Source organism: Thiomicrorhabdus sp. zzn3, from assembly GCF_029767755.1.
Lineage (GTDB): Bacteria > Pseudomonadota > Gammaproteobacteria > Thiomicrospirales > Thiomicrospiraceae > Thiomicrorhabdus.
The window spans coordinates 47,556-71,628 of sequence record NZ_JARUQS010000002.1 but is presented as its reverse complement, the minus strand read 5'-3'; the positions used below and the strand labels follow the sequence as shown (position 1 = coordinate 71,628).

The window sequence follows — 24,073 nt, the reverse complement described above, 5'->3', positions numbered from 1 at the left end:
AAAAAGGATACAGGTATGAGTTCGATTCGACCCAGCGGCCGTCAAGCCGATCAAATGCGTGAGGTGAAGATCACCAAAAACATTACCAAGCATGCCGAAGGATCGGTATTGGTGGCGTTTGGCGATACTCAGGTCATTTGCACCGCGTCGGTGGAGGAGAGCGTCCCGCCTTTTTTACGTGGGGCTAATCAGGGCTGGGTGACTGCAGAATATGGCATGTTGCCGCGTTCGACCGGTACGCGTATGCGCCGTGAAGCCTCTGCCGGCAAACAGAGCGGGCGTACTCAGGAGATTCAGCGTTTGATCGGGCGTTCACTGCGTGCCGCAGTGGATTTGAAAAAACTGGGCGAACGCAGCATTTTTATTGATTGTGATGTGATTCAGGCCGATGGCGGAACCCGTACCGCGTCGATTACCGGAGCGTTTGTCGCGTTGGTGATGGCGATTGAAGGGCTGGTTGAGCAAGGTTTGTTGCAAGAGAATCCGATTTTGCACTATGTTGCTTCGGTGTCGGTCGGTATTTATGAAGGCCTGCCGGTTTTGGATCTGGATTATGCCGAAGACTCGACCGCGCACACGGATATGAATCTGGTCATGACGGAAGACGGCCGTTTCATCGAGGTGCAGGGCACGGCTGAAGGGGAGCCTTACTCGATGCAAGAGATGCAAGCGATGTTGGCGCTCGGACAAAAAGGCATTCAGGAGCTGATTGCGGTTCAGAAAGCGGCGATTGCGAGCGCGTAATTCGGACGGGAGGCTGAGTCATGAAAACTTTGGTTCTGGCGACGGGCAATCCGGGCAAGCTAAAAGAGATGGGCGAGATTCTTCAGCCTCTGGGCTGGAATGTCCGTCCGCAAAAAGAGTTTTTTTCAAGCGAGGCCGACGAAACCGGACTCTCCTTTGTGGAAAACGCCATTCTCAAGGCACGTTATGCTTGCGAGCAGACCGGTTTGCCGGCGATTGCCGATGATTCCGGCATCGAGGTCAATGCCTTGCACGGCCGTCCGGGAATTTATTCGGCGCGTTATGCGGCGCTGGACGGAGGCGGCAATGCGAGCGACGAAGCCAATTTGCAGAAGCTGCTGCAAGACATGGATGACGTGCCTTCCTGCATGCGTCAGGCAAGTTATTACTGTGCGATGGCGTTTTGCCGGTTCGCCGAAGATCCGACGCCATTGATTGGTTTGGGGCGCTGGCAAGGGGAGATCGGTTATGAGCCGAAAGGCGACGGCGGCTTTGGTTATGATCCGATCTTTAATTTGCCAGAGTTAGGCAAAACTGCGGCGGAACTGTCTAAAGAAGAAAAAAACCATATCAGTCACCGTGCTCAAGCGTTGCAGGCGTTGGTCCAACAGATTAAAGCGCTTTGAAAAAAAGGGGGTTGAACAGGCCTGGTCAAAAGGCCTGTTCAGATTCGTAGCAGATGGATTCGAGGTGCTAGACCCACACCTCTTCGCCATGTTCAACAATATGCACGGTTTTGTGCAGGCGTTGCTCAATACTTTGCTTAAAGATTTCCTGTTTGTCGCGTTCGCCGTGGATCAAAAACACTTTTTCCAAGTGGTCAAACTGACTCATCCAGTTGAGCATCTCTTCCTGGTCGGCGTGGGCGGAAAAGCCGTTGATCATGCAGACCTGGGCGCGGACTTTGATCTGTTCCCGATAGATGTGAATTTCATCGGCCCCGTCCACCAGCTTTCTACCCAAAGTGCCTTCGGCCTGATAGCCGACAAAAACGACACAGTTGCGTTGATTCCATAAGCGGTGCTTAAAGTGATGCAGGATCCGCCCGCCGCTGCACATGCCGCTGCCGGCAATGATAATGCAGCCGCTGTCTTCGTCGTTGATGCGCATCGAATCGGACGCTTTGTGGCTGTAGTGCAAGTAAGGGAAGTCAAATACCGAACCGTCACGTTGCAGCATGGCTTGAGCGCTTGGATTCAAATCTTCGGCATACTGGTTGTAGATGTTGGTCGCACGGATCGCCATCGGTGAATCCACATAGACTTTACAGGGCGGCAGGGTGTTGTCGTAGTACATCTGTTTGAGCAGTACCAGGATTTCCTGGGTGCGTTCAATGGCAAACGACGGAATCATGACGTTGCCCTGATTGAGCAAAGTGTGCGTGATCACTTCACGGAATTCATCCATGCTGGCTTCGAGTGAGCGGTGATTGCGGTCACCATAGGTGGATTCGATATAGAGCGCATCGGCTTTGGCAACTGGTTGTGGAGAGGGCATCACCAAGTCTTTACGGTTGCCCAGGTCGCCACTGAAGACCACGGTTTTCTCTTCCTCGTTTTCGCGGAAGTCGATCTGAATGGTGGCGGAGCCTAAAATGTGGCCGGCGTTGCGGAAGGTGACCTGAACGTCCGGCGTCAAGCGGATCGGTTTGTTGTATTCGGCATACTGGATGTTGAGATCAAACACCGCATGCACGTCGTCAAGCGTATAAAGCGGTTCTTTCACTTGATCTTCTTCACCGCGGCGTTGCGCTTTTTTCAGATCAGTAGCGTAATCTTCTTCGGCAATTTTGGCGCTGTCGAGCAAGACCACTTCAGCCAGGTCCATTGTCGAGCGCAGGGTGATGATACGCCCATCAAATCCCTCTTTAACCAGTTTTGGCAGGCGGCCGACATGGTCGAGGTGGGCATGAGTCAGGAGAACGATGTCGACTTCTTTGGGGTCGAAGCCGAAAGCATCATAGTTGTGTTTTTGCATGCGCCCTTGAAACAGGCCGCAATCCACCAGAATGTTTGGGCCACGATTGGGGCCTTTGCGGAGCTGAAAGAGGTGGCACGAACCGGTTACCGTTTCCGCACCACCGAAAGATTGAATCGGAGTCATCATGTTAAACTACCTCGTTTAATAGAAGGTCACTTTAACACTTTGACCAAGTGAACTGCTTGAGCAAAATCAAGCTTGTGAGTGAGTTTTAGAGTAACGTTGGTCATTATTCATAAGCTAGGGTTACGGTGACGCCTTTATTGGAAATCAAATAAGAGCGTCCCATGCCGCTATTCGCCATGGTGCCTTTTATGTTGTGTTGACCGCGGACAACCTGCCCAACCGTGACGGTTTGGCCGTTTTTAACACAATTCACCGGCTTAAGTTTGTATTCATAACGTTTGCGTTGATTGTTCAGGTAAGCGTTGCCATACGCGAGGCAGCCTTTTGCCTGGCCCTGGATGATTTCAAAGCGAACGGGTTGCGGTGAAGCCGGGGTTGGCTGGCCTACAACCGGGGTGAGTAAAATGGCTCTTACGGGTGAGCCGCTGAGTGTTTCTTCTCCAGCATGCGCATTGATGGGCAGAATGATAACCGCAAGGTGAATGCTCAGCAGTTGGAGAAAGCGAGTAAGTAAACCAAGCATAATATCCCTCCTTAAGAGTAGTGGGTGGGTGGGGTTATAATGTGGCAATGGTTAAAATGCTTGCGCTCGCCGTTGAAAGTAAGCCCTTTTATTAATAGCTTAAGCAATTTCTAATATCAATATAAATCGTTATTTAACTTTATGATATTTAAATAGATTTAAGTTATGAGAGAGTGGTGTTGTGCAAGGTCTCACGCCTAAGCGGCGTTAGCTTGTGTTGTTTTATTGGGCCCAAAAATTGAGCAGGCCTGGTCCGTTTAAGTAGCAAAGAGGCGAATGTGAATTTCACCCAACCGATCCCTTTAACTCTTTATGTGCACTATCCATGGTGTGTGCAGAAATGTCCCTATTGTGATTTCAATTCACACACCCTCAAACAGACAGTGGATGAGGCGGCCTATATCGAGGCGATGATCAAGCAGTTGGAACAGACCTTGCCACTCATCTGGGGGCGCCCGATTAAATCGATCTTTTTTGGCGGCGGTACCCCCAGCCTGATTTCGCAAAGCGGATTAAACCGTTTTTTATCGCAAGCTCGTGCGCTGTTGGGGTTCGGTCCCGAGATCGAAATTACCCTGGAAGCCAATCCCGGGACGGTGGATGTTGAAAAATTCGCCGCTTTTTTTGACGCGGGGATTAACCGGCTCTCCATCGGTATCCAAAGTTTTGCCGACGAAAAGCTCAAAGCACTCGGCCGGATTCACAGTTCCGATGAGGCGTATCGGGCGGTGGAAGCGGCGAAAGGTGCCGGATTCAAGAATTTTAATCTGGACCTGATGTTTGCCCTGCCCAAGCAGACGTTGGCACAGGCGGTAGCCGATATTGACAGCGCCATTGAGTTGCGGCCGACGCATGTATCGCACTACCAATTGACCCTGGAGCCCAATACTCCTTTCTATAAACAGCCGCCGCCGCTGCCGGACGATGATTTGGCTTGGGAGATGCAGCAGGCCTGCCAGCTACGTTTGGCGGAGGCCGGCTATCAGCATTATGAGGTCTCTGCCTATGCTCAGCCGGGCAGGAGTTGTTACCATAATTTAAATTACTGGGAATTCGGTGATTACATCGGTTTGGGCGCCGGAGCCCACGGCAAGATCACCTCTCCGCCGCAAGGCCAGGTTTGGCGAACGCAAATGCCGGCCTCACCGGGGGCGTACATTAATGAAATGCAACGGCCGGAACCCGGGCGCACAACCTTAGTCAGTGATGAGGATGCGCGCTTTGAGTTTATGCTCAATGCACTGCGCCTGCAGAACGGTTTTGACCTTTCGCTATTTACGTTGCGCACGGGATTGCCGTTGGATGTGATTGAAGCGGAATTGGACACCATGCAAACCCGGCAATGGGTTACGATAAGCGACAACCATTTGCAGCTAACCGAGTTGGGAAAACAGTATCTCAACGATGTGATCGGACTCTTTTTATAAAGCGTTTTCCTGTATTCAATCATTAATAGACGGTCCATAGAAGATGACACAACAACAGACACCGAAAAAAGCGCCGGAAACCCTTCCTGAGACAACCTCCGTTGCGGAAACAGAGACAAAAGAGTCCGCGCTGGGCACGGAGTCTGTTGCGCGCTCGTCTTCTTCCATTTGGCGATGGAGTAAGCGCCTTTTGATGGTTGGGATGATTCTTCCACTGTTACTGTTTTTGGGCTTTGCGGCCGCGATCAGTCTCATTGATTTTAATCAGTATAAGCCGCAGATTGAGCAGGAGGTCACGGAACGCACCGGTCATCAATTCGATATTGAAGGGGCGATAGAGGTCTCGGTGTTTCCGTTTACCTTTAGCCTTGAAAAGGTCTCTTTGAAAAACCGTGAGGATTTTGCCGAGGCGTTTGGCCAGAACGACATGCTCAGCGTCAAACGAATTCAGGTGGAAGTGTCGATGTGGGATCTGTTTATTCATAAACGTCTTTCGGTTAAAGGCCTGGAGTTGATTGAGCCCAATCTGGTTCTGTTGAGAAACGCGCATGGGGATAACTGGCAGAGACTGGCAACTACGGTGTTTCCAAGTATTCACACTTCGGATTTGCGCAAACAGGTAAAGAGTCTAGAGGCTCAAGAGCGTTGGGAGCATTATCTGGTTAAAGCCGCACTGGCTCCAGAGGTTGCCAATGCGGAGAAAATACCACTACCCAGCGCTGAAGATTTATCTGTTCCGTCGGACAACTCCACGCTTTCTCCACCATCCGCTTCCCTGGATTCATCTGCGCCTGCCTGGCAGTTTGACAGTGTCGTCATTCAAAACGGTCGTTTTGAATTGCAGGACTCGGTGGTTAACCATCAAGCGGTGGTTTCGGAACTGAACTTGTTGGCGTTTCACGTCAAACTGGGCGAGCCGTTTAAGATCCGTACTGATTTTGCCTATCACAATACTTTGCAAGCGCGACACTACGGATTTGATGTGGCGGCGATGCTCGACATCAGCCAGGGCTTAAAACGTTGGCAGGTCAATGATTGGCAGGGCGTTATGAAGCTTAAGTTGCCTGAAGAGCAGAAGGTTCCGGAAATGCGTTTGGTCACAGAAGGGGAGAGCTTCAATTTGAATCTGCAAGAGGATCGCATCCAGGTGGTTAAGGCGCGTTTAAATGCCCTTGGATCGCAGATGACGGCCTCTTTTTCCGGTAGCTATGGGGCCCAAGCCAATCTGTATGGCGATCTGCTGGTTAATGGATTCAATGTGCAGAACTGGGCGCGGCACTTGGGGTTGCAGGTGCCCGAATTTGTCAATAAAAAGGCCTTAACCGAAGTCAAAGGGCAGATCAGTTGGGAGCTCAAAAACCAGCGACTTAATTTCGATGACATTCAGTTGAGTTGGGATCGCTCCACGCTGACCGGAAACATGCGACGAGAGCGAATCGGAACGGACAGCCGTTACCACTTCGACTTGGCGATCGATCAACTGAACCTGGAGGATTATCGTGCTTTGCGCACTGACAGCTCAGGTTCGGTTTCGGACACACCGGGAGACAATTCCTATCTGCCTCTGGCGGTGCCGATTTCGACTTTAAGGGCGTTGAATGCCGAAGGTGTTGTTAAAGTGGCTGCGTTACGGGCTTGGGGTGTGGATACCCAGGATGTGGTCATGCAGCTCCAGGCGGAGCAGGGCACCTTGACCTTAGCACCGTTCAATGCCCAGCTGTATCAGGGTAAGCTGGAATCCAGTCTGATCTTGAACGTGAATGGCGAGACGCCATCCTATCACTGGCAAGGCAAAATTCAGCAAGTGGACTTTGGAGCTTTGTCGACGGCTGCGTGGCAGGCGTCACCGCTGGACGGTCTCTATGACGCAAAATTCGATCTGAAGACCCTGGGGACGAACGGTAGGGTGTTAAGACAAAACCTTCAAGGCAGCCTGTTGGTCGATATGCGGAACGGCCACTTTTACGGATTCGATCTTGATCGGGCCTTAAGCGGGCAAGGGATGCAGTTTACCGATAAGTGGCCTTATCAAAGGCTGATTCTGGAGGGTAAATGGACGAATGGCATCTATCTGGCCAAGAAAGTTCAAGTCAAAGCGCAAGGCTTGCAGGCCAAAGGCCAAGCCAAAGTGGATTTGAACCGCTTGCAGGTAGAGGCACCGCTCAGTTTGACCTTGACGAAACCGCCTAGGTCGTTTGCCTTTTTGAAGGGGGTGATTCTGCCGTTATTGTATCAGGGAGCGCTGGATCAGCCGCATTGGACGGTCGATTTAAGCCGTCTTAAATAAGGCGTCCTATTATTGAATAGCGCCTCGCCATGACAAGGCTGTTCTGACCAGGCCTGGTCAGATTTTTTCGAAAATCAGATCCCAGACACCATGCCCCAGGCGCTGTCCGCGCTGCTCGAATTTGGTCAGTGGACGGTAATCCGGACGCGGAGTGTATTCGCCTTGCGCTTGGGTATTACGGAAGTCCGGCGCGGCGCTCATCACTTCCATCATGTGTTCGGCATAATTTTCCCAGTCGGTCGCCATATGAAAGTGTCCGCCCGGTTTTAGGTGGCTGGCAATGGTTTTGGCAAACGCCGGCTGGACAATGCGGCGTTTGTGATGACGTTTCTTGTGCCATGGGTCCGGAAAAAACAGATAGACCCCATCCAAACTGTTTTTGGGAATGCACTGTTCCAGTACCTCAATCGCATCATGATTAAAGATACGGATGTTGGTCAGGCCTTTTTCTTCGATCAGTTTCAGCAGGGCGCCAACACCAGGGCGGTGTACTTCAATGCCGATATAATTCTGTTGCGGATTGGCTTCGGCCATTTCTGCCAGACTTTTCCCCATGCCAAAGCCGATCTCGACAATGGTCGGGGCTTCGCGGCCAAACACTTCAGCAAAGTTGAGTCGTCCATGTTCGATGGTCAGGCCGTATTTAGGCCAGTTTTCATCGATGGCACGTTGCTGTGACGCGGAAAGGCGCCCCTGTCGCAGGACAAAGCTTTTGATCCGACGCTTTTCGCTTTCTTGATGGAGTTCTTGGGTAGGAGTATCGCTAGGCTGATTCATCTGCAGAGAAGTAAAAAATGTATTGGAAAGGTTAATATTATACTTAATCTTATTTAGCGATTCCTTGGATATTCTTAAGCTTCGCGCGCGTAGCTGATCAGTTAAAATAGGCGGCATGAACGCATTTTCAGAGAAACTTCTCCACTGGTTCGACCAATTTGGTCGTCACGACCTTCCTTGGCAGCAGCAGATTACGCCTTACCGAGTCTGGGTTTCAGAGATTATGTTGCAACAGACCCAAGTGCAAACGGTCATTCCCTACTACCAGCGGTTTATGCAGCGTTTTCCGACCTTATTGGAGCTGGCCGAGGCCTCTCAAGATGAGGTGTTGGCGCACTGGTCCGGATTGGGCTACTACGCCCGTGGCCGAAATCTGCATAAAGCGGCACGGCTGATTATGCAGGAGCATGACGGTGAGTTTCCTAAGTCGTTTGATGAAGTGGTGGCTTTGCCCGGTATTGGGCGTTCGACGGCCGGGGCGATTCTCTCCATTGCCTTGCAGCAGCGTTTTCCAATTTTGGATGGCAATGTCAAGCGGGTGTTGTCACGTTATTTTGCCGTTGAAGGCTGGCCGGGGGAGAAAACGGTTGAAAATCACCTGTGGAAGGTCGCGGATCAGTTGACGCCTCAGCAGCGCTTTGCGGACTATACACAGGCGATTATGGATTTGGGGGCGACCCTATGTACCCGCAGCCGTCCTGATTGCGCTCGCTGTCCAGTAGCCTCTGGTTGCCAGGCCTTGCAGCAAGAACGGGTTGGTGAATTCCCTTTTTCCAAACCCAAAAAGGAGAAGCCGGTGCGTCAAGCGGCGATGCTGATTATGCTCAATCAGCAACAGCAGGTATGGTTGGAACAGCGCCCTCAGAAAGGTATTTGGGGCGGCCTATGGAGTCTGCCGCAGTACGACTCACAGAAAGCGCTAATAGAGGCCTTAAAATCGTCAATATCAACTGCGCTGGATGCCGGTTCGCAGAGTTTGGTAGAATGGGACAAATTCCGCCACACCTTCAGCCATTATCACTTGGACATTGAACCTTTGAAGCTGGAGCGCGTTTGTGAGGCGCCGGCTGAATGGCAGGGGGCGTGGCATCATCTTGAGCAGGCTGATCAATTAGGGTTGCCTGCCCCGGTCAAAAAAATACTGGGACAACTGGAGAAAGAATATGGCAAGAATGGTTAAGTGCGTAAAAATGGGCGAAGAGTTGGAGGGGTTGGATTTCCCACCGTTTCCAGGAGAATTGGGGCAAAAAGTGTTTGAAAACGTCTCAAAAGAGGCTTGGAAGCAGTGGTTAGCCCAACAGACGATTCTGATCAATGAGTATCGCCTTTCCAGTTTGGATCCGAAAGCGCGGAGTTTTCTACAGGAAGAGATGCAAAAGTTTCTGTTTAATGACGAAGACATTGATATGCCGGAAGAGTTCAAAGCCATCTGATGGCGCTTTAGGATAAATTGTTATGTCCGGCTTGGTGGATGTGTTTATCGGGCGACAACCGATTCTTGATCGCGAGATGAATCTGTTTGCCTACGAACTTTTGTTTCGTGGTAGTCGTGAGCAAAATCAAGCCGTCATACTGGGGGGCGATAGCGCTTCAGCGCAAGTGATGCTGAATGCGTTTGGCGACATTGGGCTGACAGATGTTGTTGGTGATCGGAAAGCGTTTATTAACTTTACCGAGAGTCTGTTGAGCCCGGAGTATGAGTCATTCTTTCCGCGAAAGCAGATGGTCATTGAGGTGTTGGAAGACGTTAAAGTCACACCCCACCTGTTAAAGAGTATTGAAGCGCTGCGTGAAATGGGCTTTGTCATTGCGCTGGACGATTATGTCTTTAATCCCGAACTTGAACCGTTGGAAGCGCTGGCAGATATCATTAAAGTCGATATTATGCAGGTCGGCCCCAAGCCATTGATTGAGCACTCCGCCAAACTCAAAGACAAAGGAATTCAGCTGTTGGCGGAGAAGGTCGAGAGCAATGATCAGTACGAATTCTGTAAGCGTCTTGGGTTTGACTATTTTCAGGGGTATTTCTTTGCCAAGCCGAAGATTATTGAAGGCAAACGGTTACCGACTAATAAATTAGGGGTTTTGCAGCTTCTTGCCAGTGTTTACGATCCCGATGTCGATATGCGCAAGCTCTCTGATCTCATCAGTCGCGATGTGGCTTTGAGTCATAAATTGCTCAAGTTCGCCTCTTCCTGTGCAAAGTTCGATCAGGAAATCAGCTCCATTCATCACGCCGTGATGCAGTTTGGTTTGGAGCGCCTGAAAAGCTGGACCAGTATGCTGGTCATTTCCGGTGTGGACGACAAGCCATTGGAGCTGTTTAAAACGGCGTTTATACGCGCGAAGTTTTGTGAGCTGGTCGGTTCTCGGATTCGGGATTTTTCACCGGATACCTATTTTACCGTGGGCCTGTTTTCAAGCTTAGAAGCGGTGCTGGATACGGAGATGGCCATTTTGTTGGAGCAAATGAAGTTATCTCAACATGTTAAGGCCGCGTTATTGGGGCAAGAAGGCAATCTTGGCATGGCGTTGCAAACGGTGTGTGCGATCGAAAGAGGTCGAACCGATTTTAAACGCCCAGCAGGGCTGAGCGGTATCGAACTTTCCACGCTTTATCTTGAGGCTATGCGTATTGCGGAACAGGTAGAACTGGGATAAGGTGCCAGGTGAACAGGCAATAAAAAACCGGCTTTTGCCGGTTTTTTATTATTGGTTGATTACTGGTGGTATTGAGGGCTGAGTTCCACTACGGCTTTAATGAAGGCTTCGGCATGTTCCGGCTTTACTTCCGGATGAATGCCGTGGCCCAGGTTGAAGACGTGCCCTGAGCCTTTACCGAATTTTTCAAGGATATAAGCCACTTCCTGACGAATACGCTCCGGTGATGCATACAGCATGGATGGGTCCATATTGCCCTGAATAGCGACCTTATCGCCCACGCGCGCGCGCGCTTCGTCAATGTCGGTGGTCCAGTCCAGTCCCAATGCGTCGCATCCGGTTGCGGCCATGCTTTCCAGCCACTGCCCGCCCCCCTTGGTGAAGAGAATGACCGGAACTTTGCGGCCTTCATTTTCGCGTTTTAGACCGTCGACGATTTTTTGCATGTAACGCAATGAGAACTCTTGGTAATCACGTGGCGTCAATACGCCACCCCAGGTGTCAAATACTTGAACCGCTTGGGCACCGGCTTCAATCTGGGCATTCAGGTAGGCGATAACCGAGTCGGCCAATACATCCAGAATATGGTGTAGAGTTTTCGGCTCATCGTACATCATAGCCTTGATTTTAGAGAAAGTTTTGCTGGAGCCGCCTTCGACCATATAGGTGGCCAGGGTCCATGGACTGCCGGAGAAACCAATCAGTGGCACACGACCGTTCAAGGCTTTACGAATGGTGCTCACCGCATCCATGACATAACCCAAGTCCGATCCCATATCCGGCACATAGAGTTTTTTGGCATCGGCGAGCGTGCGAACCGGTTTGTCAAAAACCGGACCTTCACCGGTTTCAAAACGCAGCCCCAGGCCCATCGCATCCGGAATGGTCAGAATGTCGGAGAACAAAATGGCTGCATCCAGCGGAAAACGTTCCAATGGCTGTAGTGTGACTTCACAGGCCAGTTCCGCATTACGGCACAGATCCATGAAAGAGCCGGCCTGGGCGCGTGTCGCACGGTATTCTGGCAGATAGCGTCCCGCCTGGCGCATCATCCAAACTGGAGTGCGATCTACAGGTTCTTTAAGAAGGGCGCGTAAAAAGCGGTCGTTTTGAAGTTCTGCCATGAATGTTCCTTTGTTTCTGACGCCGCCGCGGCCCCGTTTTCGATGCTTGTCGCGACTCTGCGGCTTTTCTTGCAATATGAATCAGTTAAAGCGGTTATTTTAACGGAAAGCGTCCGTATCGGAAACCTAAAACACCAGGCGCGTTGGCTTTTGCCAGTATTTGAAATCTGGATTAACGGTTGAGAGGGTTTAGACGATCGATGGCATTCGGGTGTTCAATGATCATATACATGGCTCCCTTATAGTAGTAGGCTAGGCCGCGTACCTCGATGATTTTCCCCTGAAGGCCTTTTAGCTGGGCCAAGTCGAAGCGTTGCCAATAGTGTTTGGGAATGCGAATGCCGGTGGTATCGAGGTTGATGACATAATGATTCCCCAGCTGTTCGACGCGTTCTACCTGGCCGCGAATAATGCGAAAACCGTCATCCTGTTTGCGCAGTTCGCTGCTGTTGACCAGGGGGTAATGCAGTTGCGGTTTTTTTTGCGCCAGATCCCAAAGTTGGTAGCGGTTTTGGCGGGCCTGCTGCTCGGCCTCAAAATAACAGCGTGCATGCAGGGAATTCTGGTTATCGGTAAAGGCGATGGCGTAGCCGTTTTTCAGAATTTCTTGCTGGACGTTGGTCCCGTCTTTCAAAAACAGGTGAACCAACTGGCGGTTAAACCGGTCTACTTGAGTGGTGTCGTATTCAACGCCCACTTCAAGGTCATTGTTAGCCAGTAATTTATTTAAAAAGGTTTGCGCTTCCTTGGCCAGCGGTTGTCCGGGAGTGTTGAATTTGTGGATTCTTGGGATTTGCGGTGCGTGAATCCCATTCAGGCGTACCCGTTGGTCTTGAATGACTAAGGTATCTCCGCTCAAAGCATATTGCGCCTTCACCCACGTCAGTTCATGTTTAGGCGCGCAATCGTCTGACCAGGCCTGTTGAGAAAACAGCAGGCCGGTTAAAAGCAGTAAGGTGAATCTTAGCGTCGTCATAAATCCAATTGTACCGAGGTTTGCAACTCAAAAAAACGGGTTTCAGGCGGTGTTAGCCGTGAAAATAGGAAAGCAAGGAAAGGGCCATGGGTGATTTGAATAAGATTTGGGCATAAAAAAAGCGCTGTTCCTTTTGGAGACAGCGCTTTCTTAAAAGTAAGCGGTAAATGTCGCTTATCGACGAGCGTACTTTTGCTTGAACTTCTCAACACGACCTTCTGTATCGACAAGTGTTTGCTTACCAGTATAGAAAGGGTGAGAAGCACTTGAAACTTCTACACGGATCAACGGATATTCTTTACCGTCTAGAGTAATTGTGTCGCCAGAAGTTTTTTCAATGGTCGAACGAGTCAGAAACGTTTCACCAGTAGAGATGTCCTGGAAAACGACTTCATTATATTCTGGATGAATGTCTGCTTGCATGATGACGGTCCATTAAGTTTAATTTTCAAAGAAAGTGAATTATAGTGATTAAAAAACAAAATGCAAATTTCTTTTTTATTTAATTTGCGGCTTCTGTTTGAAATCGTTGCAAAAATAGCCGCGGCGATGCTCTGCGTTTACAAACAACGTCGCCGCAGGAGCCGTTTAACGCTTCATGGCGTCAAACAGGTCTGCATTGGTTTTTGTCACCTTCATCTGGTCAATCAGGGTTTCAATCGCTTCAACCTCATTCATGGATTGTAGGAAACGACGTAGAATCCAGATGTTTTGTAGCTCTTCAGGTGAAGTGAGCAGTTCTTCCTTACGGGTACCGGACTTCTCTAGGTTGATGGCTGGGAACACACGTTTTTCTGCAATATTGCGTGACAGGTGAAGTTCCATGTTACCGGTTCCTTTGAACTCTTCGAAGATGACTTCGTCCATTTTCGATCCGGTATCTACCAGCGCGGTGGCAATAATGGTGAGTGAGCCACCTTCTTCGATATTACGTGCCGCACCGAAGAAACGTTTTGGGCGGTGCAACGCATTGGCATCCACACCACCGGAAAGAATTTTACCGGAAGCCGGGGTCACGGTATTGTACGCACGGGCCAGACGGGTGATGGAATCCAGCAGGATAATGACATCGGTTTTGTGCTCGACCAGACGTTTGGCTTTTTCGATAACCATTTCGGCTACCTGTACGTGGCGCGCCGCCGGTTCGTCAAAGGTGGATGAAATGACTTCGCCGCGGACGGTACGTTCCATTTCCGTTACCTCTTCCGGACGTTCGTCGATCAGCAGTACGATCAGATAGGAATCCGGATAGTTTTCGGCAATCGACTGCGCCATCTGTTGCAGGATAACGGTTTTACCGGATTTTGGCGGAGCCACGATCAAACCACGCTGCCCTTTACCGAAAGGCGCGGCGATATCGATAATCCGCGGGGTAATGTCTTCGGTACTACCGTTGCCGATTTCCATCTTCAGACGTTCCTGAGCATGCAGTGGCGTCAGGTTTTCGAAAGCGATCTTTTTGCGCGCCACTTCCGGCTCTTCAAAGTTGATTTTTTCAACTTTAAGCAAAGCGAAATAGCGCTCATTGTCTTTGGGGGGACGGATCTTTCCTTGAATGGTATCCCCTTTGCGAAGGCCGAAGCGGCGAATCTGACTTGGAGAAACATACAGATCGTCCGGGCCGGCCAGATAGGAACCGTCAGGGGTTCTTAGGAAACCGAAACCGTCTGGCAGGATTTCTAATACGCCCTGTCCGTAAATATCTTCTCCTTTCTTGGCATGGGCTTTAAGAATGGCGAAGATAATGTCCTGTTTGCGCTGACGGGCGACATTGTCAAGCCCCATGCTGTTGGCAAGATCTAGCAGAGAAGAGACGGATTGTTTTTTTAAATCGCTTAAATTCATAATGTAAATCTGAAATGTTGACTATATCGTTGTTTGACTTCTGTTTTGACGTTGTTGGCTAGGCCAATGAGATTCAAAAGAAGTTATAAGAAGATGGAAAAAAGAAAGAGAATGTGGGTGATGAAAACCGGCACTCTGAATCGGCTCAGAGTGCCTGGAACTGTCTTATAGGTTTCCGTCTAGGAAAGCGCACAATTGCGACTTAGACAGGGCACCGACTTGGGTTGCATCCACTTCACCGTTTTTAAACAGCATTAGAGTCGGGATGCCACGAACACCGTATTTTGGTGGAGTTGCCGGGTTTTCGTCAATGTTTAGCTTAGCGACTTTGACTTTGCCTTCGTATTCACTGGAAATTTCATCCAAAATCGGCGCAATCATTTTACATGGTCCACACCATTCTGCCCAAAAGTCGACAAGAACCGGGATGTCAGATTGCAATACTTCAGCTTCAAAATTTGCATCGCTGGTTGAGATCATGTTTGTACTCCTAATTATTTTTTTATTCTATACGAGTAGGTTGACACATACCCTGCCTGCGTCGGCACGGATAGAAGTCGTAGTAGATTCGTATGGAAATTATTTTTTGAATCGATGATGGACGCCCACTTTTTAAAAAGCTGGGTTTTAAAAAAGGCTATGGACGAACCCAAAAACTGTGTTTGAAATTTTGAATTTGGCTAATTATTACATTAAGAGAAAATAGATTGCAAGGTCTGTGTTAAAAAAAAATCTAAAAAATATCGGCATGAAATGACCAGGCCTGGTCATTTTGGGGAGACATGATTGTGTGGCCTCTTACCTCTGATATAGGCGCATTCAATGCGTGGCTTGCCAATGAAAAACGCCACAAAAAAGCCAAATTAGCGTAGGATATTGCACATTAATCTATTTTGCAGGCAGTGATGGTTTTGCTGTCTGATCGCACTGACTATTTCATATAAATGTTCTATGGATATTTCCTATATATTAAATGACTTAAATGATGCACAGCGTGAAGCCGTGACTGTTGAAGATGGCCATGCCCTGATTTTGGCGGGCGCGGGCAGCGGAAAAACGCGCGTGTTGGTCCATCGTATCGCCTGGTTGACCGAAGTGATGGGCCTGTCGGCCTACAATGTATTGGCGGTGACCTTTACGAATAAGGCGTCGAATGAGATGCGTGGGCGTATTGAAGCTCTGATCGGCCACAAGGCGCAAGGCCTGACCATGGGCACGTTTCACGGCATCGCCTATCGTATTTTACGGCAACACTATCAAGAAGCCGGGTTGCCGCAGAATTTTCAGATTTTGGATTCGGACGATCAGAAACGAGTAATTAAACGTTTGTTGAAAAGCATGGAATTGGATGAGGCCCAATGGCCACACCGTCAGGTTCAGGCGTTTATTAATGGTGAAAAGGAAGAAGGGCGCCGTTCTCAGCATATCGATCCCGGACACAATCCCTTTGTGGCGAAAATGGTACAGATTTACGCCGCCTACGAAGAGCAGTGTCAGCGTTCCGGGCTGGTGGATTTTGCCGAACTGTTATTGCGTGCCCATGAGTTGTGGCTCAAGCAGCCGCAGCTTTTGGCCCACTATCAAACACGCTTTCAGCATATTCTAGTCGACGAGTTTCAGGATACCAACAGTCTGCAATACGCCTGGTTGCGCGTGTTGGTGGGCGGGTCTGGCCGATTGTTTGTCGTTGGCGACGACGACCAGTCGATTTACGGCTGGCGCGGTGCCAAAGTGGAAAATATTCGCCAGTTCGATTCCGATTTTGCTGGCGTGAAAACCGTGCGCCTGGAACAGAATTACCGTTCTACGGGGACGATCCTTAAAGCGGCCAATGCGTTGATCGCACACAACACGACGCGTATGGGCAAGCAGCTATGGAGTGCTGGCGAGGATGGGGCTCCGGTGCGCGTGTATGAAGCCTTTAATGAACTCGACGAAGCCCAGTACGTTTGCAATCAGATTCAGGCGTGGTGTGATCAAGGCGGTTCACGCAGTGATATTGCGGTGCTCTACCGTTCCAATGCCCAGTCGCGAGTGATGGAGCAGGCACTGATGCAGGCGCAGATTCCCTATCGAGTCTATGGCGGATTGCGCTTCTATGATCGCGCTGAAATCAAAGATGTTTTAAGTTATCTGCGTTTGTTGCTCAATCGCGATGACGATGCCGCGTTTGAGCGTGTCTATAATCACCCGCCGCGCGGTATCGGTCAGAAAACCGCTGACAGTATTCGTGACCGTGCGCGCGAGAAACAGGTTTCTATGTGGCAGGCGGCCAGTGATTTGGTTGACGATGGCTTGACCGCCCGCGCCAAAACCTCGGTCAAAGGCTTTCTGGATTTGATTGACGATTTGGCAACGAGCAGTGCCGATAAAGATCTTCAGGATCAGGTGATGCAGGTGATCAGTCGATCCGGTTTGCAGACCCATTTTGAAAAAGATCGTTCTGAACAAGGGCAAAGTCGTCTGGAGAATATTGACGAATTAATCAACGCGGTGAGTCAGTTTAAGGCAAGCAAGCCGCAAGACGCCATTACTGAGATCGAATCTGAAGCGGCTGCGGCCGGTCAGGAAGAGTATGAATCGCCATTGGCAGAGTTTTTGGCTCAGGCCGCTTTGGAGGCGGGCGAGCAGCAGGCCGATCAATGGGAGTCATCCGTACAGTTGATGACGTTGCATGCCGCTAAAGGATTGGAGTTTCCTTTGGTGTTTATGATCGGAGTGGAAGAGGGATTGTTCCCCTCCCAACAGTCTCTGGAAGATCCGTCGAGACTGGAAGAGGAGCGCCGTTTGGCCTATGTGGGGGTGACGCGTGCCGAACAGCAGTTGATTATGACTTTTGCTAACCGACGCCGTTTGCACGGCTCTGAGTTTTACCCTTCTCCATCCCGTTTTATTAAGGAGATTCCGGCGGAGTGTGTCGATTTTGTCCGTCTGTCCGGCTCGGTGAGGCCGACGCTGGAGGGCAGAGATCATTCGGCTTGGGATAGTAATCTGGATGCGGTATTGGCTGCGGAAGCCGGCGGTCATTATCAGATCGGTGATCGAGTCCGTCATGAGAAATTTGGAGAGGGAATGGTGCTTTCAATTCAGGGAAGTGGCGACCATGCCAGTGTCAATGTGCACTTTGATGATGTCGGTTCCAAATGGCTGGTCATGGCGTATGCCAAATTAACAAAGTGTGGATAACGACGAAAAGTGACTTTATTAAAAGCGACTGCGGTGAAAGCCGCCGGAATGCTTGAAGCTGTAAATATGGAACTGGCACCCTATCAATTAGTCGTGCTGCATGGGCCTTCGGGAAGCGGGAAATCTGTGTTGATGAAAGCGCTTGCCGATTTGATTCCGCATGAAGGCGTCATCTCTTTGCATGGCGAAGAGCAGATGACCATGTGTCCGGAGCATTGGCGCAGACAGGTGATGTATTTTTCCGCAGAAACCGCCTGGTGGCGTGATACGGTAGAGGCGCATTTTGAGCAGGCCCCGTCTTCGGAGCTGTTGGCGCAGGTGGGGTTAAAAAGTGATTATTTGCAGCGCACGGTGAATAGCCTGTCCAGCGGTGAGAAACAGCGTTTGGCCCTGTTGCGAGGTTTGGTTTACCACCCCAAGGTTTTGTTGCTAGACGAAATTACCGCCAACCTCGACCAGCAGACCACCTTGCAGGTTGAGCAGTTGTTGCGTGATTATCTGGATCAGCATCAGGCGGCCATTTTATGGGTGACTCATGACGAGTCTCAACAGAAACGCTTGGTCGATGAAACCCATTGCTGGAGCATTGAGCAGCTCTACCAGCACAGTGTCGGTGAGGAGGAGAGGCTATGATTCATTTAAGTTATTGGGATCTGGTGACCCTTTCCGTTTTAGTGATCATCCTCGGCGGTTTGCTTTGGCTGAATGGGTTTACCCATGTTAAGCAGTACTGGTGGGCCAATGTGCGCATGGTTGCACAATTGTTGTTTATGGGGGTATGGCTTAGCTGGGTGTTTTATGCCGAAAACTGGATTTGGGTGGCCTTGGTGGGGCTGATAATGCTATTGGCGGCCGGGTATGAAATTGCCAAGCGGCAACATTACCGTTTTCATAAAGGGTTTTCTATTTGGATCGGACTGTTTTCCATCTCTTTGACGTCATTGTTATTATTGATTGGCGTGCTGACGATCGTCATTGAGCCGCAGCCATGGTATCAGGCGCAATATGCCATTCCATTGCTGGGAATGCTGCTCGGCAACAGCATGACGGCCATTGGCCTGGGGTTGGATACGTTGACGCGCAATTCGGTTCAGCTTAAAGCTCAGATAGAGGCCCAGCTGGCGCTGGGTAAGACCGCTAAGCAGGCGATGCAGTTTGTGCGTGAACAGAGTCTGCATACCGCGATGATGCCGGTGGTGAATATGCTGGTGGCCGCCGGTATCATCTCCTTGCCGGGCATGATGACCGGGCAGATTCTTGCGGGTGCCGATCCGGCCGAAGCGGTAAAGTATCAAATTATGGTGATGTTTTTGGTCGCTACCTCAACCGGATTCGGTACCTTGATTGCGGTGCATGTAGCCAGCCGAAGATTGTTTGACGGACGTCAGCGCTTGCAATTGGATCAACTTTATTCTGCTAAGTAATACCCAGTATTTTCTTGCTAATAAGCGATGGTTTCTGCTACATTCAAGCTTTGTTCAATCTTAAGGTAAGAGGAGGGGCAGATGCCTTTAAGATTAAAAGAGATGGTCATGGCGGCCAAAGCGAATATTAAAGAGATCGACTGTAAAGAAGCGCAGGATCTCTTTAAATGCGGTGGCTACAAACCGCTGGATGTGCGAGAAGCAGCCGAATATTTAGAGGGTACGATTCCTATGGCGGTGCACATCCCGCGAGGGATGTTAGAGCCTATTTGTGATGCCAATTATGCTTGCCACAAAGGGGAGATGGCGGATCTTGACCAAGGCTGGGTGGTTTTTTGTGCCGCTGGCGGTCGCGGCGCTTTAGCGACGGATACCATGCAAAAAATGGGCTACACCAATGTCGTGAATCTGGCCGGTGGCTTTGCAGCATGGAAAGAGTGCGAGGGGAATATTACGGTTCCGCCAGTCGAAGGTAGCTTAATGCGCTGCGATCATCCTTGGAATCCGGGTTATCAGGACGCATCCGAATCCTAAAGCCGAATGAAGCCTAAAGCCGAATTGAATGTTGCTGTGCTTTAGTCGAATTGTTCCATCAGCCGTTGCTGCTGGTACAGCAATTTCGTCCCGCATGCTTGGCATCGTATAGCGCCATATCCGCACGATGTAGAAGTTCCGATATGCTTTCGTCGGAACGCGCACACGCCAAGCCACTGCTTAATGTTATCTGTTCAACTCTCGGGAAGGTGTGCTGAGCAACCAGTTGGCGAAACCCTTCCGCCAGTTGTTCGGCGTCATGGATGTCGCCTTCAGGCATGACGACAATAAACTCTTCCCCGCCCCAGCGCCCGATGGCGTGCTCTTTTTGAAAGTAACTTTGCAGCAGCTCCGAGAAGATCTTCAAAATTTTATCGCCGGTGTGATGTCCAAAAGTGTCGTTAATGGCTTTGAAATGATCCAAGTCAATCAGCAGGACGCAGTAAGACTTGCGGTCTCGACTGAGGCGCTCGTGATGTTTTTCTAAAATCTGCTCGATTTTGAGGCGATTGAACAGTTGGGTTAATGGGTCTGAAATGGAGAGTTGTTCTAGCTGTTGGTTGCGTGTCAGTAATTTTTCCTGCGTATTGAGCAGGGCTTGAGTCCGATTCTTGACCGTGTTTTCAAGGTTGTCATTCGTCAGTCTGAGAGCGTGGTTAACCTGAGAGAATCTGCGGGCCAATAAAATGGAAAACAGCATGCTGACAATGATCAGTACCGCGGCCAGCAAGATGACTTTTTCCATCAGGGCATTAACTTGTGAACTCGCCAAGTCAATGGATTTCTGAATTTCTTTTGCCTGATAGAGAGAAAAATCATTCACCTTTTGGTTGAAGCGCTTGAGTTCATCCAGTGTCTGTGAAAACAGTAGCTCGGTTGCCGTTCTCTCTTCTTCATTGATGGCCAGGGTTGCGATTTGATCTTGAATCGGACCAATATTGCGGGCCATTTGATTAAGGGTTCTCAACCAGTTTTTCTCGTATTCACTATCGTTAATCAGAGCGCTTAATTGGTCACGATGGTAGGCGTACTCCTTTTCATTGCGATAAAAACCCATTAACGCTTCATCTTTGGCAAAAGGATCCTCTTCCAAAAGCATGGTTTCCAGAGCCACTGTCCGGTTTGATCCCGCCATATACATGTTCATTAAATGGTGCTGTTTTTGATACTGGCTCTCGACAAACTTGGAGGCTTTTTGCAGGGTGGCGTTGCTAACGATGTCCGCAAACAATACCAGGCTTCCGACCAGAAATATCGTAAGAATGAACGCGACGGCAATGATACGGTTGGTTGAGATACTTGACGGCTTCGTCTTCATTCTGGGCTTTTAAGAGGTTATGCGAATGGATTGCGATAAAGATCTAATACTACAGTACAATTTCTTTTTAAGTCAAGCAGTTACTTTAGGCTAATCATCACCAGTCCTGTTCAGAGTGAAATCGTAACAGGCCTGGTGGTGTTCTCGGATAACGGGTTTTAAGAACGCGGTGGCGCGGCCAATCGGAACTGGCTGACCGATTCTTGCAGTTGCTGTGCCGACTCCAGCAGAGCCTCGGTGGTGGCCGTGGTTTCTTCTACCAAAGCCGCATTTTGTTGAGTCGTGCCGTCGATTTGAATGATGGCACGATTGACTTCGTCCACACCGTGAGATTGTTCCTGAGAAGCCCGGGAGACTTCATTGATGACGTCGAGCACTTTTTGGGTTTCTCCGGTTACCTGCCCCAGAGCGAGGCCGACTTTATCGACCTGAGCAACGCCAATATTGATGGCTCCCGAGGTTTGTTCAATCAGTGTGCTGATCTCTTTCGCGGCTTCCGCGGATTTGGCGGCCAGGCTGCGCACCTCACCGGCTACGACCGCAAATCCCCGGCCGTGTTCACCGGCCCGTGCGGCTTCAACTGCGGCATTGAGTGCGAGCAGGTTGGTTTGGAAGGCGATGGTATCGATCATGGTGGTGATTTCTTTGATCTTGTCGGACGCTTCCTGAATATTGTTCATTGACGTTTTTGTTTCTTGCATGACTGTGTTGGCATCTGCCAGCAGCGAGCTTTGCGTCTGGGTGATCTGTTGCGCCGCGTGCGTGTTATCCAGATTGCTGCGAATTTGCGCAGTGGTTTGTTCCATGGCGGCTGACGTCTCTTCCAAAGAAGCGGCCTGTTCCTGAGTGCGCTGATTCAGGCTTTGTGTGCCTTCCACGACACTGTGTATGCCTTCTCTGACCAGGTTGGTTACCGAAAGTACTTGGGACAGGGTGTGGGTGAGGCTGCTGATGCTGTCATTGATGGCCTGTTTTGCTTCATTCAAGGTGTATTCATAGGGACGGGTAATTGGCTGGGTAAAGTCGCCCGCCGCGATGCTTTGCGCGGCAGAAACAATTTCTGAAAACCCGGATTCCAGTGTCTCTAGAGATTGGTTGATGGTGATTTGCAACTGTTTAATGTCACCGGAAGAGAGGGTGTGAATGCGTTCGTCGAATTTACCGCGAGCCGCATAACTCATCACCTGGTTGATCTCTTTAAAGGCTTGTGAAAGGCTTTGCATCGCAAAGTTGCAGTCCTCAATGACGCGCGCATATTCGCCTTTAAGTGTGTTGGTCAGCGGCGTGTCAAACTCACCATTACGCAAGTTGTCCATGGCGTGGCCAATGATGTCGAAGGTGGATTTCAAGCCGTCAGCCGTGGCGTTGATGCGGTCTTTCAATAAGCCAAAATCCGATTCGAATGGAAAAGAAATTTTGTGGCTAAGGCGTCCGGACACCACTTCTGTCATAGCGGTATTGACCTCGGATATCACGACCTGCGCCATCATTGACTGACGATTATAGGCCTTGGCCATTTGGTGGATTTCGTCGTTGCCATAGGTGTGGATGCGGGCAAACAGGTCGGTGTTTTCTACGGCGTTTTCCATTGTTCGCTGAGTGCGGCGAATCGGGTTGATGACTTGCATCATCAGCAACAGCATAAACAGCGCAAACATGGCGACAATGCTGATTAAAATGCCTAGAAAGGTGTTTTCAGCCACTTCAAATTGTTTTGCAATCATCGCCCGGTACTCGGCGACAGGTTCAGAAATGACATGGTAGCCGATCAACTGCTTATCAAAGTCATAAATCGGTTGCGAGTAGTGGAATTGCTCAGGGGTGATCAAGTACCCCCGTTTGAATAGCTGATTAAGGTCGAGTGTCCGCAAGGTTTCGATTTGCGCCCCTGACTTTTCCATCGAAAAATGTTGGTTATGTCCCACTACCCACTTCTTATCTGCAGAAACCGGAATGTTGTTCGCGTTTTGCGCCCGGTACTTGTCGCCGGCCAAAGCGTAATCGGCAGAGACGGCGAGCAAATACTGCTGGCCCTGACGTGCAAAATCACGGCGAATGGAGCCCAGCCCCTGGATAAATTCGACCGCGCCTTCATAACGCCCGTTTTCGATCAGGGGAACAATCGATTTGATGTTAAACCCTGCCGAACTGACGGCATTGACGACCATCGGTTTTTGCTCTTTGGCGATGGCTTGCAAATAGGGGCGGTTAGACAGGTCATCAATGACCTGTCCATCCAAAGGTTTCCAGGACTTGTAAAACGACTGCATTTTTTCATTGGTAAAGTGCAGCTTGATGTTTTTTAAATCCGATAGGCTACGGTAATGTTGGCCGATATTGGCTAGGTTGTTGGCCAAAACGGTTTGGTTTTCTGCCGCCGCCGCCCGACGGATCTCTGCGGCAAAGGTTAAGCCAACGGCATTGGTCAGACCGATTTCCGACTTTTTCATCATGAGTTTGTTTAAGTAAGCGGCCAACAGTTTACTATGCTGTCCGGCGGCCTCTTCTTCAATCAAACGCTTTTCATTCTGTTCGTATAGATAGGCGCCGCCCAAAATCAGCAGCGCAATAAGCAGCAGGGCGCTAAAAATTTTTTGACTTAAAGTGGCTTTGTGCAGTCCCAGGAGGGAGTAGAGTCGGTGCTTGGTTTTTGAAACCCATTGGCCGTTATAGTAAACCATTTTGCCCTGGTTGATTTTGCGGTAAAGGGCTTGGGCCTGGCGGATTTGCTTTGGGTCTTCGATCAGGCGTTTGACAGAGGTGTATCCCTGGTATTGTTTATTTTCGAAGACTGGCTGAATGGTCATGTTGACCCAGAAGGTTTCTCCGTTGCGTTTTTTTTCATGGATGACAAAATCCAGCGTTCGATTTTGCCGGCATTCATGGCGAATGGTCTTTTGGATGATTTCAGGCACATTGTCAGCGCGTAAGATTTGGGTGGGTTGGCCCTTGATCTCATCAAGCGAGTAACCGAGCCATTGCTGGTAGTCTTCGTTGATAAAGGTGATATGGGCATTCGCATCCACGTTGGTGATAAAACGAAGATTTTCTTTGGACGTCATATTCATAGTTTTTTAGATCATATGTCATACAAGCGGCGCGCTGCTCAGGCGTTTTTATGAGACAGGGCTCTGTGTTAAG

General features: G+C 49.9%; 21 protein-coding genes. 11 read left to right on the top strand and 10 right to left on the bottom strand.

The window, feature by feature from the left end:
* The first annotated feature begins 24 nt into the window (after positions 1–24).
* Together rph and rdgB are read left to right on the top strand one after the other, a co-directional pair.
* A complete protein-coding gene (rph, locus tag QCB44_RS07975) occupies positions 25–744 on the top strand; it encodes a ribonuclease PH (protein WP_279409784.1) in 720 nt (239 codons plus the stop codon).
* Between the two features lie 20 nt (positions 745–764).
* Positions 765–1,370 carry an RdgB/HAM1 family non-canonical purine NTP pyrophosphatase gene (rdgB, locus tag QCB44_RS07970; RefSeq protein WP_279409304.1) on the top strand — a complete coding sequence of 202 codons (606 nt, stop codon included), beginning with the start codon at positions 765–767 and terminating at the stop codon, positions 1,368–1,370.
* A gap of 67 nt (positions 1,371–1,437) precedes the next feature.
* Here rdgB and QCB44_RS07965 read toward each other — a convergent pair whose 3' ends face one another.
* Together QCB44_RS07965 and QCB44_RS07960 are read right to left on the bottom strand one after the other, a co-directional pair.
* The gene (locus QCB44_RS07965) at positions 1,438–2,850 is read right to left on the bottom strand and encodes an MBL fold metallo-hydrolase (protein ID WP_279409303.1); all 1,413 of its coding nucleotides are present in this window, start codon (positions 2,848–2,850) and stop codon (positions 1,438–1,440) included.
* 103 nt (positions 2,851–2,953) lie between these two features.
* The gene (locus QCB44_RS07960) at positions 2,954–3,373 is read right to left on the bottom strand and encodes a hypothetical protein (RefSeq protein WP_279409301.1); all 420 of its coding nucleotides are present in this window, start codon (positions 3,371–3,373) and stop codon (positions 2,954–2,956) included.
* Between the two features lie 278 nt (positions 3,374–3,651).
* On the opposite strand from QCB44_RS07960, the gene hemW reads away from it, so the two are divergent.
* Complete coding sequence (gene hemW, locus QCB44_RS07955) at positions 3,652–4,800, top strand: radical SAM family heme chaperone HemW (RefSeq protein WP_279409300.1); 1,149 nt, start codon at positions 3,652–3,654, stop codon at positions 4,798–4,800.
* Positions 4,801–4,843: 43 nt separating this feature from the next.
* Positions 4,844–7,087, top strand: coding sequence for an AsmA family protein (locus QCB44_RS07950; RefSeq protein WP_279409299.1), 2,244 nt, complete (start codon positions 4,844–4,846; stop codon positions 7,085–7,087).
* 57 nt (positions 7,088–7,144) lie between these two features.
* Here the strand turns inward: QCB44_RS07950 and trmB are convergent, their stop codons facing one another.
* Positions 7,145–7,864, bottom strand: coding sequence for a tRNA (guanosine(46)-N7)-methyltransferase TrmB (gene trmB / locus QCB44_RS07945; RefSeq protein WP_279409298.1), 720 nt, complete (start codon positions 7,862–7,864; stop codon positions 7,145–7,147).
* A gap of 115 nt (positions 7,865–7,979) precedes the next feature.
* Between trmB and mutY the strand changes: the two genes are divergently transcribed.
* The 3 genes from mutY to QCB44_RS07930 are packed head-to-tail and all read left to right on the top strand — an operon-like array spanning position 7,980 to position 10,525.
* Complete coding sequence (gene mutY / locus QCB44_RS07940) at positions 7,980–9,044, top strand: A/G-specific adenine glycosylase (protein WP_279409297.1); 1,065 nt, start codon at positions 7,980–7,982, stop codon at positions 9,042–9,044.
* Entirely contained in the window at positions 9,028–9,297 is a 270-nt protein-coding gene (locus QCB44_RS07935) for an oxidative damage protection protein (protein WP_279409296.1), read from the top strand. Before mutY ends, QCB44_RS07935 begins: the two co-directional genes overlap by 17 nt.
* Positions 9,298–9,319: 22 nt before the next feature.
* A complete protein-coding gene (locus tag QCB44_RS07930) occupies positions 9,320–10,525 on the top strand; it encodes an EAL domain-containing protein (protein ID WP_279409294.1) in 1,206 nt (401 codons plus the stop codon).
* Positions 10,526–10,584: 59 nt separating this feature from the next.
* On the opposite strand, the gene hemE is transcribed toward QCB44_RS07930, so the two are convergent.
* The 5 genes from hemE to trxA all read right to left on the bottom strand — a co-directional run bounded on the left by hemE (position 10,585) and on the right by trxA (position 14,950).
* On the bottom strand, positions 10,585–11,649 hold the full coding sequence (hemE, locus tag QCB44_RS07925; protein ID WP_279409293.1) for a uroporphyrinogen decarboxylase: 1,065 nt from the start codon (positions 11,647–11,649) through the stop codon (positions 10,585–10,587).
* Between the two features lie 172 nt (positions 11,650–11,821).
* A complete protein-coding gene (locus QCB44_RS07920) occupies positions 11,822–12,625 on the bottom strand; it encodes a thermonuclease family protein (RefSeq protein ID WP_279409292.1) in 804 nt (267 codons plus the stop codon).
* Between the two features lie 174 nt (positions 12,626–12,799).
* Positions 12,800–13,048 carry a type B 50S ribosomal protein L31 gene (locus tag QCB44_RS07915; protein WP_279409290.1) on the bottom strand — a complete coding sequence of 83 codons (249 nt, stop codon included), beginning with the start codon at positions 13,046–13,048 and terminating at the stop codon, positions 12,800–12,802.
* 165 nt (positions 13,049–13,213) lie between these two features.
* A complete protein-coding gene (rho, locus tag QCB44_RS07910) occupies positions 13,214–14,470 on the bottom strand; it encodes a transcription termination factor Rho (RefSeq protein ID WP_279409289.1) in 1,257 nt (418 codons plus the stop codon).
* A 165-nt stretch (positions 14,471–14,635) separates the two neighbouring features.
* Entirely contained in the window at positions 14,636–14,950 is a 315-nt protein-coding gene (gene trxA, locus QCB44_RS07905) for a thioredoxin TrxA (RefSeq protein ID WP_279409288.1), read from the bottom strand.
* A 471-nt stretch (positions 14,951–15,421) separates the two neighbouring features.
* Between trxA and uvrD the strand changes: the two genes are divergently transcribed.
* The 4 genes from uvrD (at position 15,422) to QCB44_RS07885 (ending at position 19,614) form a co-directional block, all read left to right on the top strand.
* Positions 15,422–17,656, top strand: a complete 2,235-nt coding sequence (gene uvrD, locus QCB44_RS07900) for a DNA helicase II (protein WP_279409286.1) — start codon at positions 15,422–15,424, stop codon at positions 17,654–17,656.
* A 9-nt stretch (positions 17,657–17,665) separates the two neighbouring features.
* Positions 17,666–18,289 carry an ATP-binding cassette domain-containing protein gene (locus QCB44_RS07895; protein WP_279409285.1) on the top strand — a complete coding sequence of 208 codons (624 nt, stop codon included), beginning with the start codon at positions 17,666–17,668 and terminating at the stop codon, positions 18,287–18,289.
* Entirely contained in the window at positions 18,286–19,080 is a 795-nt protein-coding gene (fetB, locus tag QCB44_RS07890; RefSeq protein WP_279409284.1) for an iron export ABC transporter permease subunit FetB, read from the top strand. Before QCB44_RS07895 ends, fetB begins: the two co-directional genes overlap by 4 nt.
* Positions 19,081–19,161: 81 nt before the next feature.
* The gene (locus QCB44_RS07885) at positions 19,162–19,614 is read left to right on the top strand and encodes a rhodanese-like domain-containing protein (protein ID WP_279409283.1); all 453 of its coding nucleotides are present in this window, start codon (positions 19,162–19,164) and stop codon (positions 19,612–19,614) included.
* A gap of 58 nt (positions 19,615–19,672) precedes the next feature.
* On the opposite strand, the gene QCB44_RS07880 is transcribed toward QCB44_RS07885, so the two are convergent.
* Together QCB44_RS07880 and QCB44_RS07875 are read right to left on the bottom strand one after the other, a co-directional pair.
* Entirely contained in the window at positions 19,673–20,932 is a 1,260-nt protein-coding gene (locus QCB44_RS07880; protein WP_279409281.1) for a GGDEF domain-containing protein, read from the bottom strand.
* 158 nt (positions 20,933–21,090) lie between these two features.
* On the bottom strand, positions 21,091–23,994 hold the full coding sequence (locus tag QCB44_RS07875; RefSeq protein ID WP_279409280.1) for a methyl-accepting chemotaxis protein: 2,904 nt from the start codon (positions 23,992–23,994) through the stop codon (positions 21,091–21,093).
* Between the last annotated feature and the right edge of the window lie 79 nt (positions 23,995–24,073).

Bases quoted from the DNA above. Each gene is read 5' to 3' on its own strand.
- QCB44_RS07935 (WP_279409296.1), top strand. From the start codon at position 9,028: ATGGCAAGAATGGTTAAGTGCGTAAAAATGGGCGAAGAGTTGGAGGGG.
- QCB44_RS07920 (WP_279409292.1), bottom strand. From the start codon at position 12,625: ATGACGACGCTAAGATTCACCTTACTGCTTTTAACCGGCCTGCTGTTT.
- QCB44_RS07930 (WP_279409294.1), top strand. From the start codon at position 9,320: ATGTCCGGCTTGGTGGATGTGTTTATCGGGCGACAACCGATTCTTGAT.
- rdgB (WP_279409304.1), top strand. From the start codon at position 765: ATGAAAACTTTGGTTCTGGCGACGGGCAATCCGGGCAAGCTAAAAGAG.
- hemE (WP_279409293.1), bottom strand. From the start codon at position 11,649: ATGGCAGAACTTCAAAACGACCGCTTTTTACGCGCCCTTCTTAAAGAA.
- QCB44_RS07885 (WP_279409283.1), top strand. From the start codon at position 19,162: ATGCCTTTAAGATTAAAAGAGATGGTCATGGCGGCCAAAGCGAATATT.
- QCB44_RS07950 (WP_279409299.1), top strand. From the start codon at position 4,844: ATGACACAACAACAGACACCGAAAAAAGCGCCGGAAACCCTTCCTGAG.
- QCB44_RS07875 (WP_279409280.1), bottom strand. From the start codon at position 23,994: ATGACGTCCAAAGAAAATCTTCGTTTTATCACCAACGTGGATGCGAAT.
- rho (WP_279409289.1), bottom strand. From the start codon at position 14,470: ATGAATTTAAGCGATTTAAAAAAACAATCCGTCTCTTCTCTGCTAGAT.
- fetB (WP_279409284.1), top strand. From the start codon at position 18,286: ATGATTCATTTAAGTTATTGGGATCTGGTGACCCTTTCCGTTTTAGTG.
- QCB44_RS07915 (WP_279409290.1), bottom strand. From the start codon at position 13,048: ATGCAAGCAGACATTCATCCAGAATATAATGAAGTCGTTTTCCAGGAC.
- trxA (WP_279409288.1), bottom strand. From the start codon at position 14,950: ATGATCTCAACCAGCGATGCAAATTTTGAAGCTGAAGTATTGCAATCT.
- uvrD (WP_279409286.1), top strand. From the start codon at position 15,422: ATGGATATTTCCTATATATTAAATGACTTAAATGATGCACAGCGTGAA.
- trmB (WP_279409298.1), bottom strand. From the start codon at position 7,864: ATGAATCAGCCTAGCGATACTCCTACCCAAGAACTCCATCAAGAAAGC.
- mutY (WP_279409297.1), top strand. From the start codon at position 7,980: ATGAACGCATTTTCAGAGAAACTTCTCCACTGGTTCGACCAATTTGGT.
- QCB44_RS07965 (WP_279409303.1), bottom strand. From the start codon at position 2,850: ATGATGACTCCGATTCAATCTTTCGGTGGTGCGGAAACGGTAACCGGT.
- QCB44_RS07880 (WP_279409281.1), bottom strand. From the start codon at position 20,932: ATGAAGACGAAGCCGTCAAGTATCTCAACCAACCGTATCATTGCCGTC.
- QCB44_RS07960 (WP_279409301.1), bottom strand. From the start codon at position 3,373: ATGCTTGGTTTACTTACTCGCTTTCTCCAACTGCTGAGCATTCACCTT.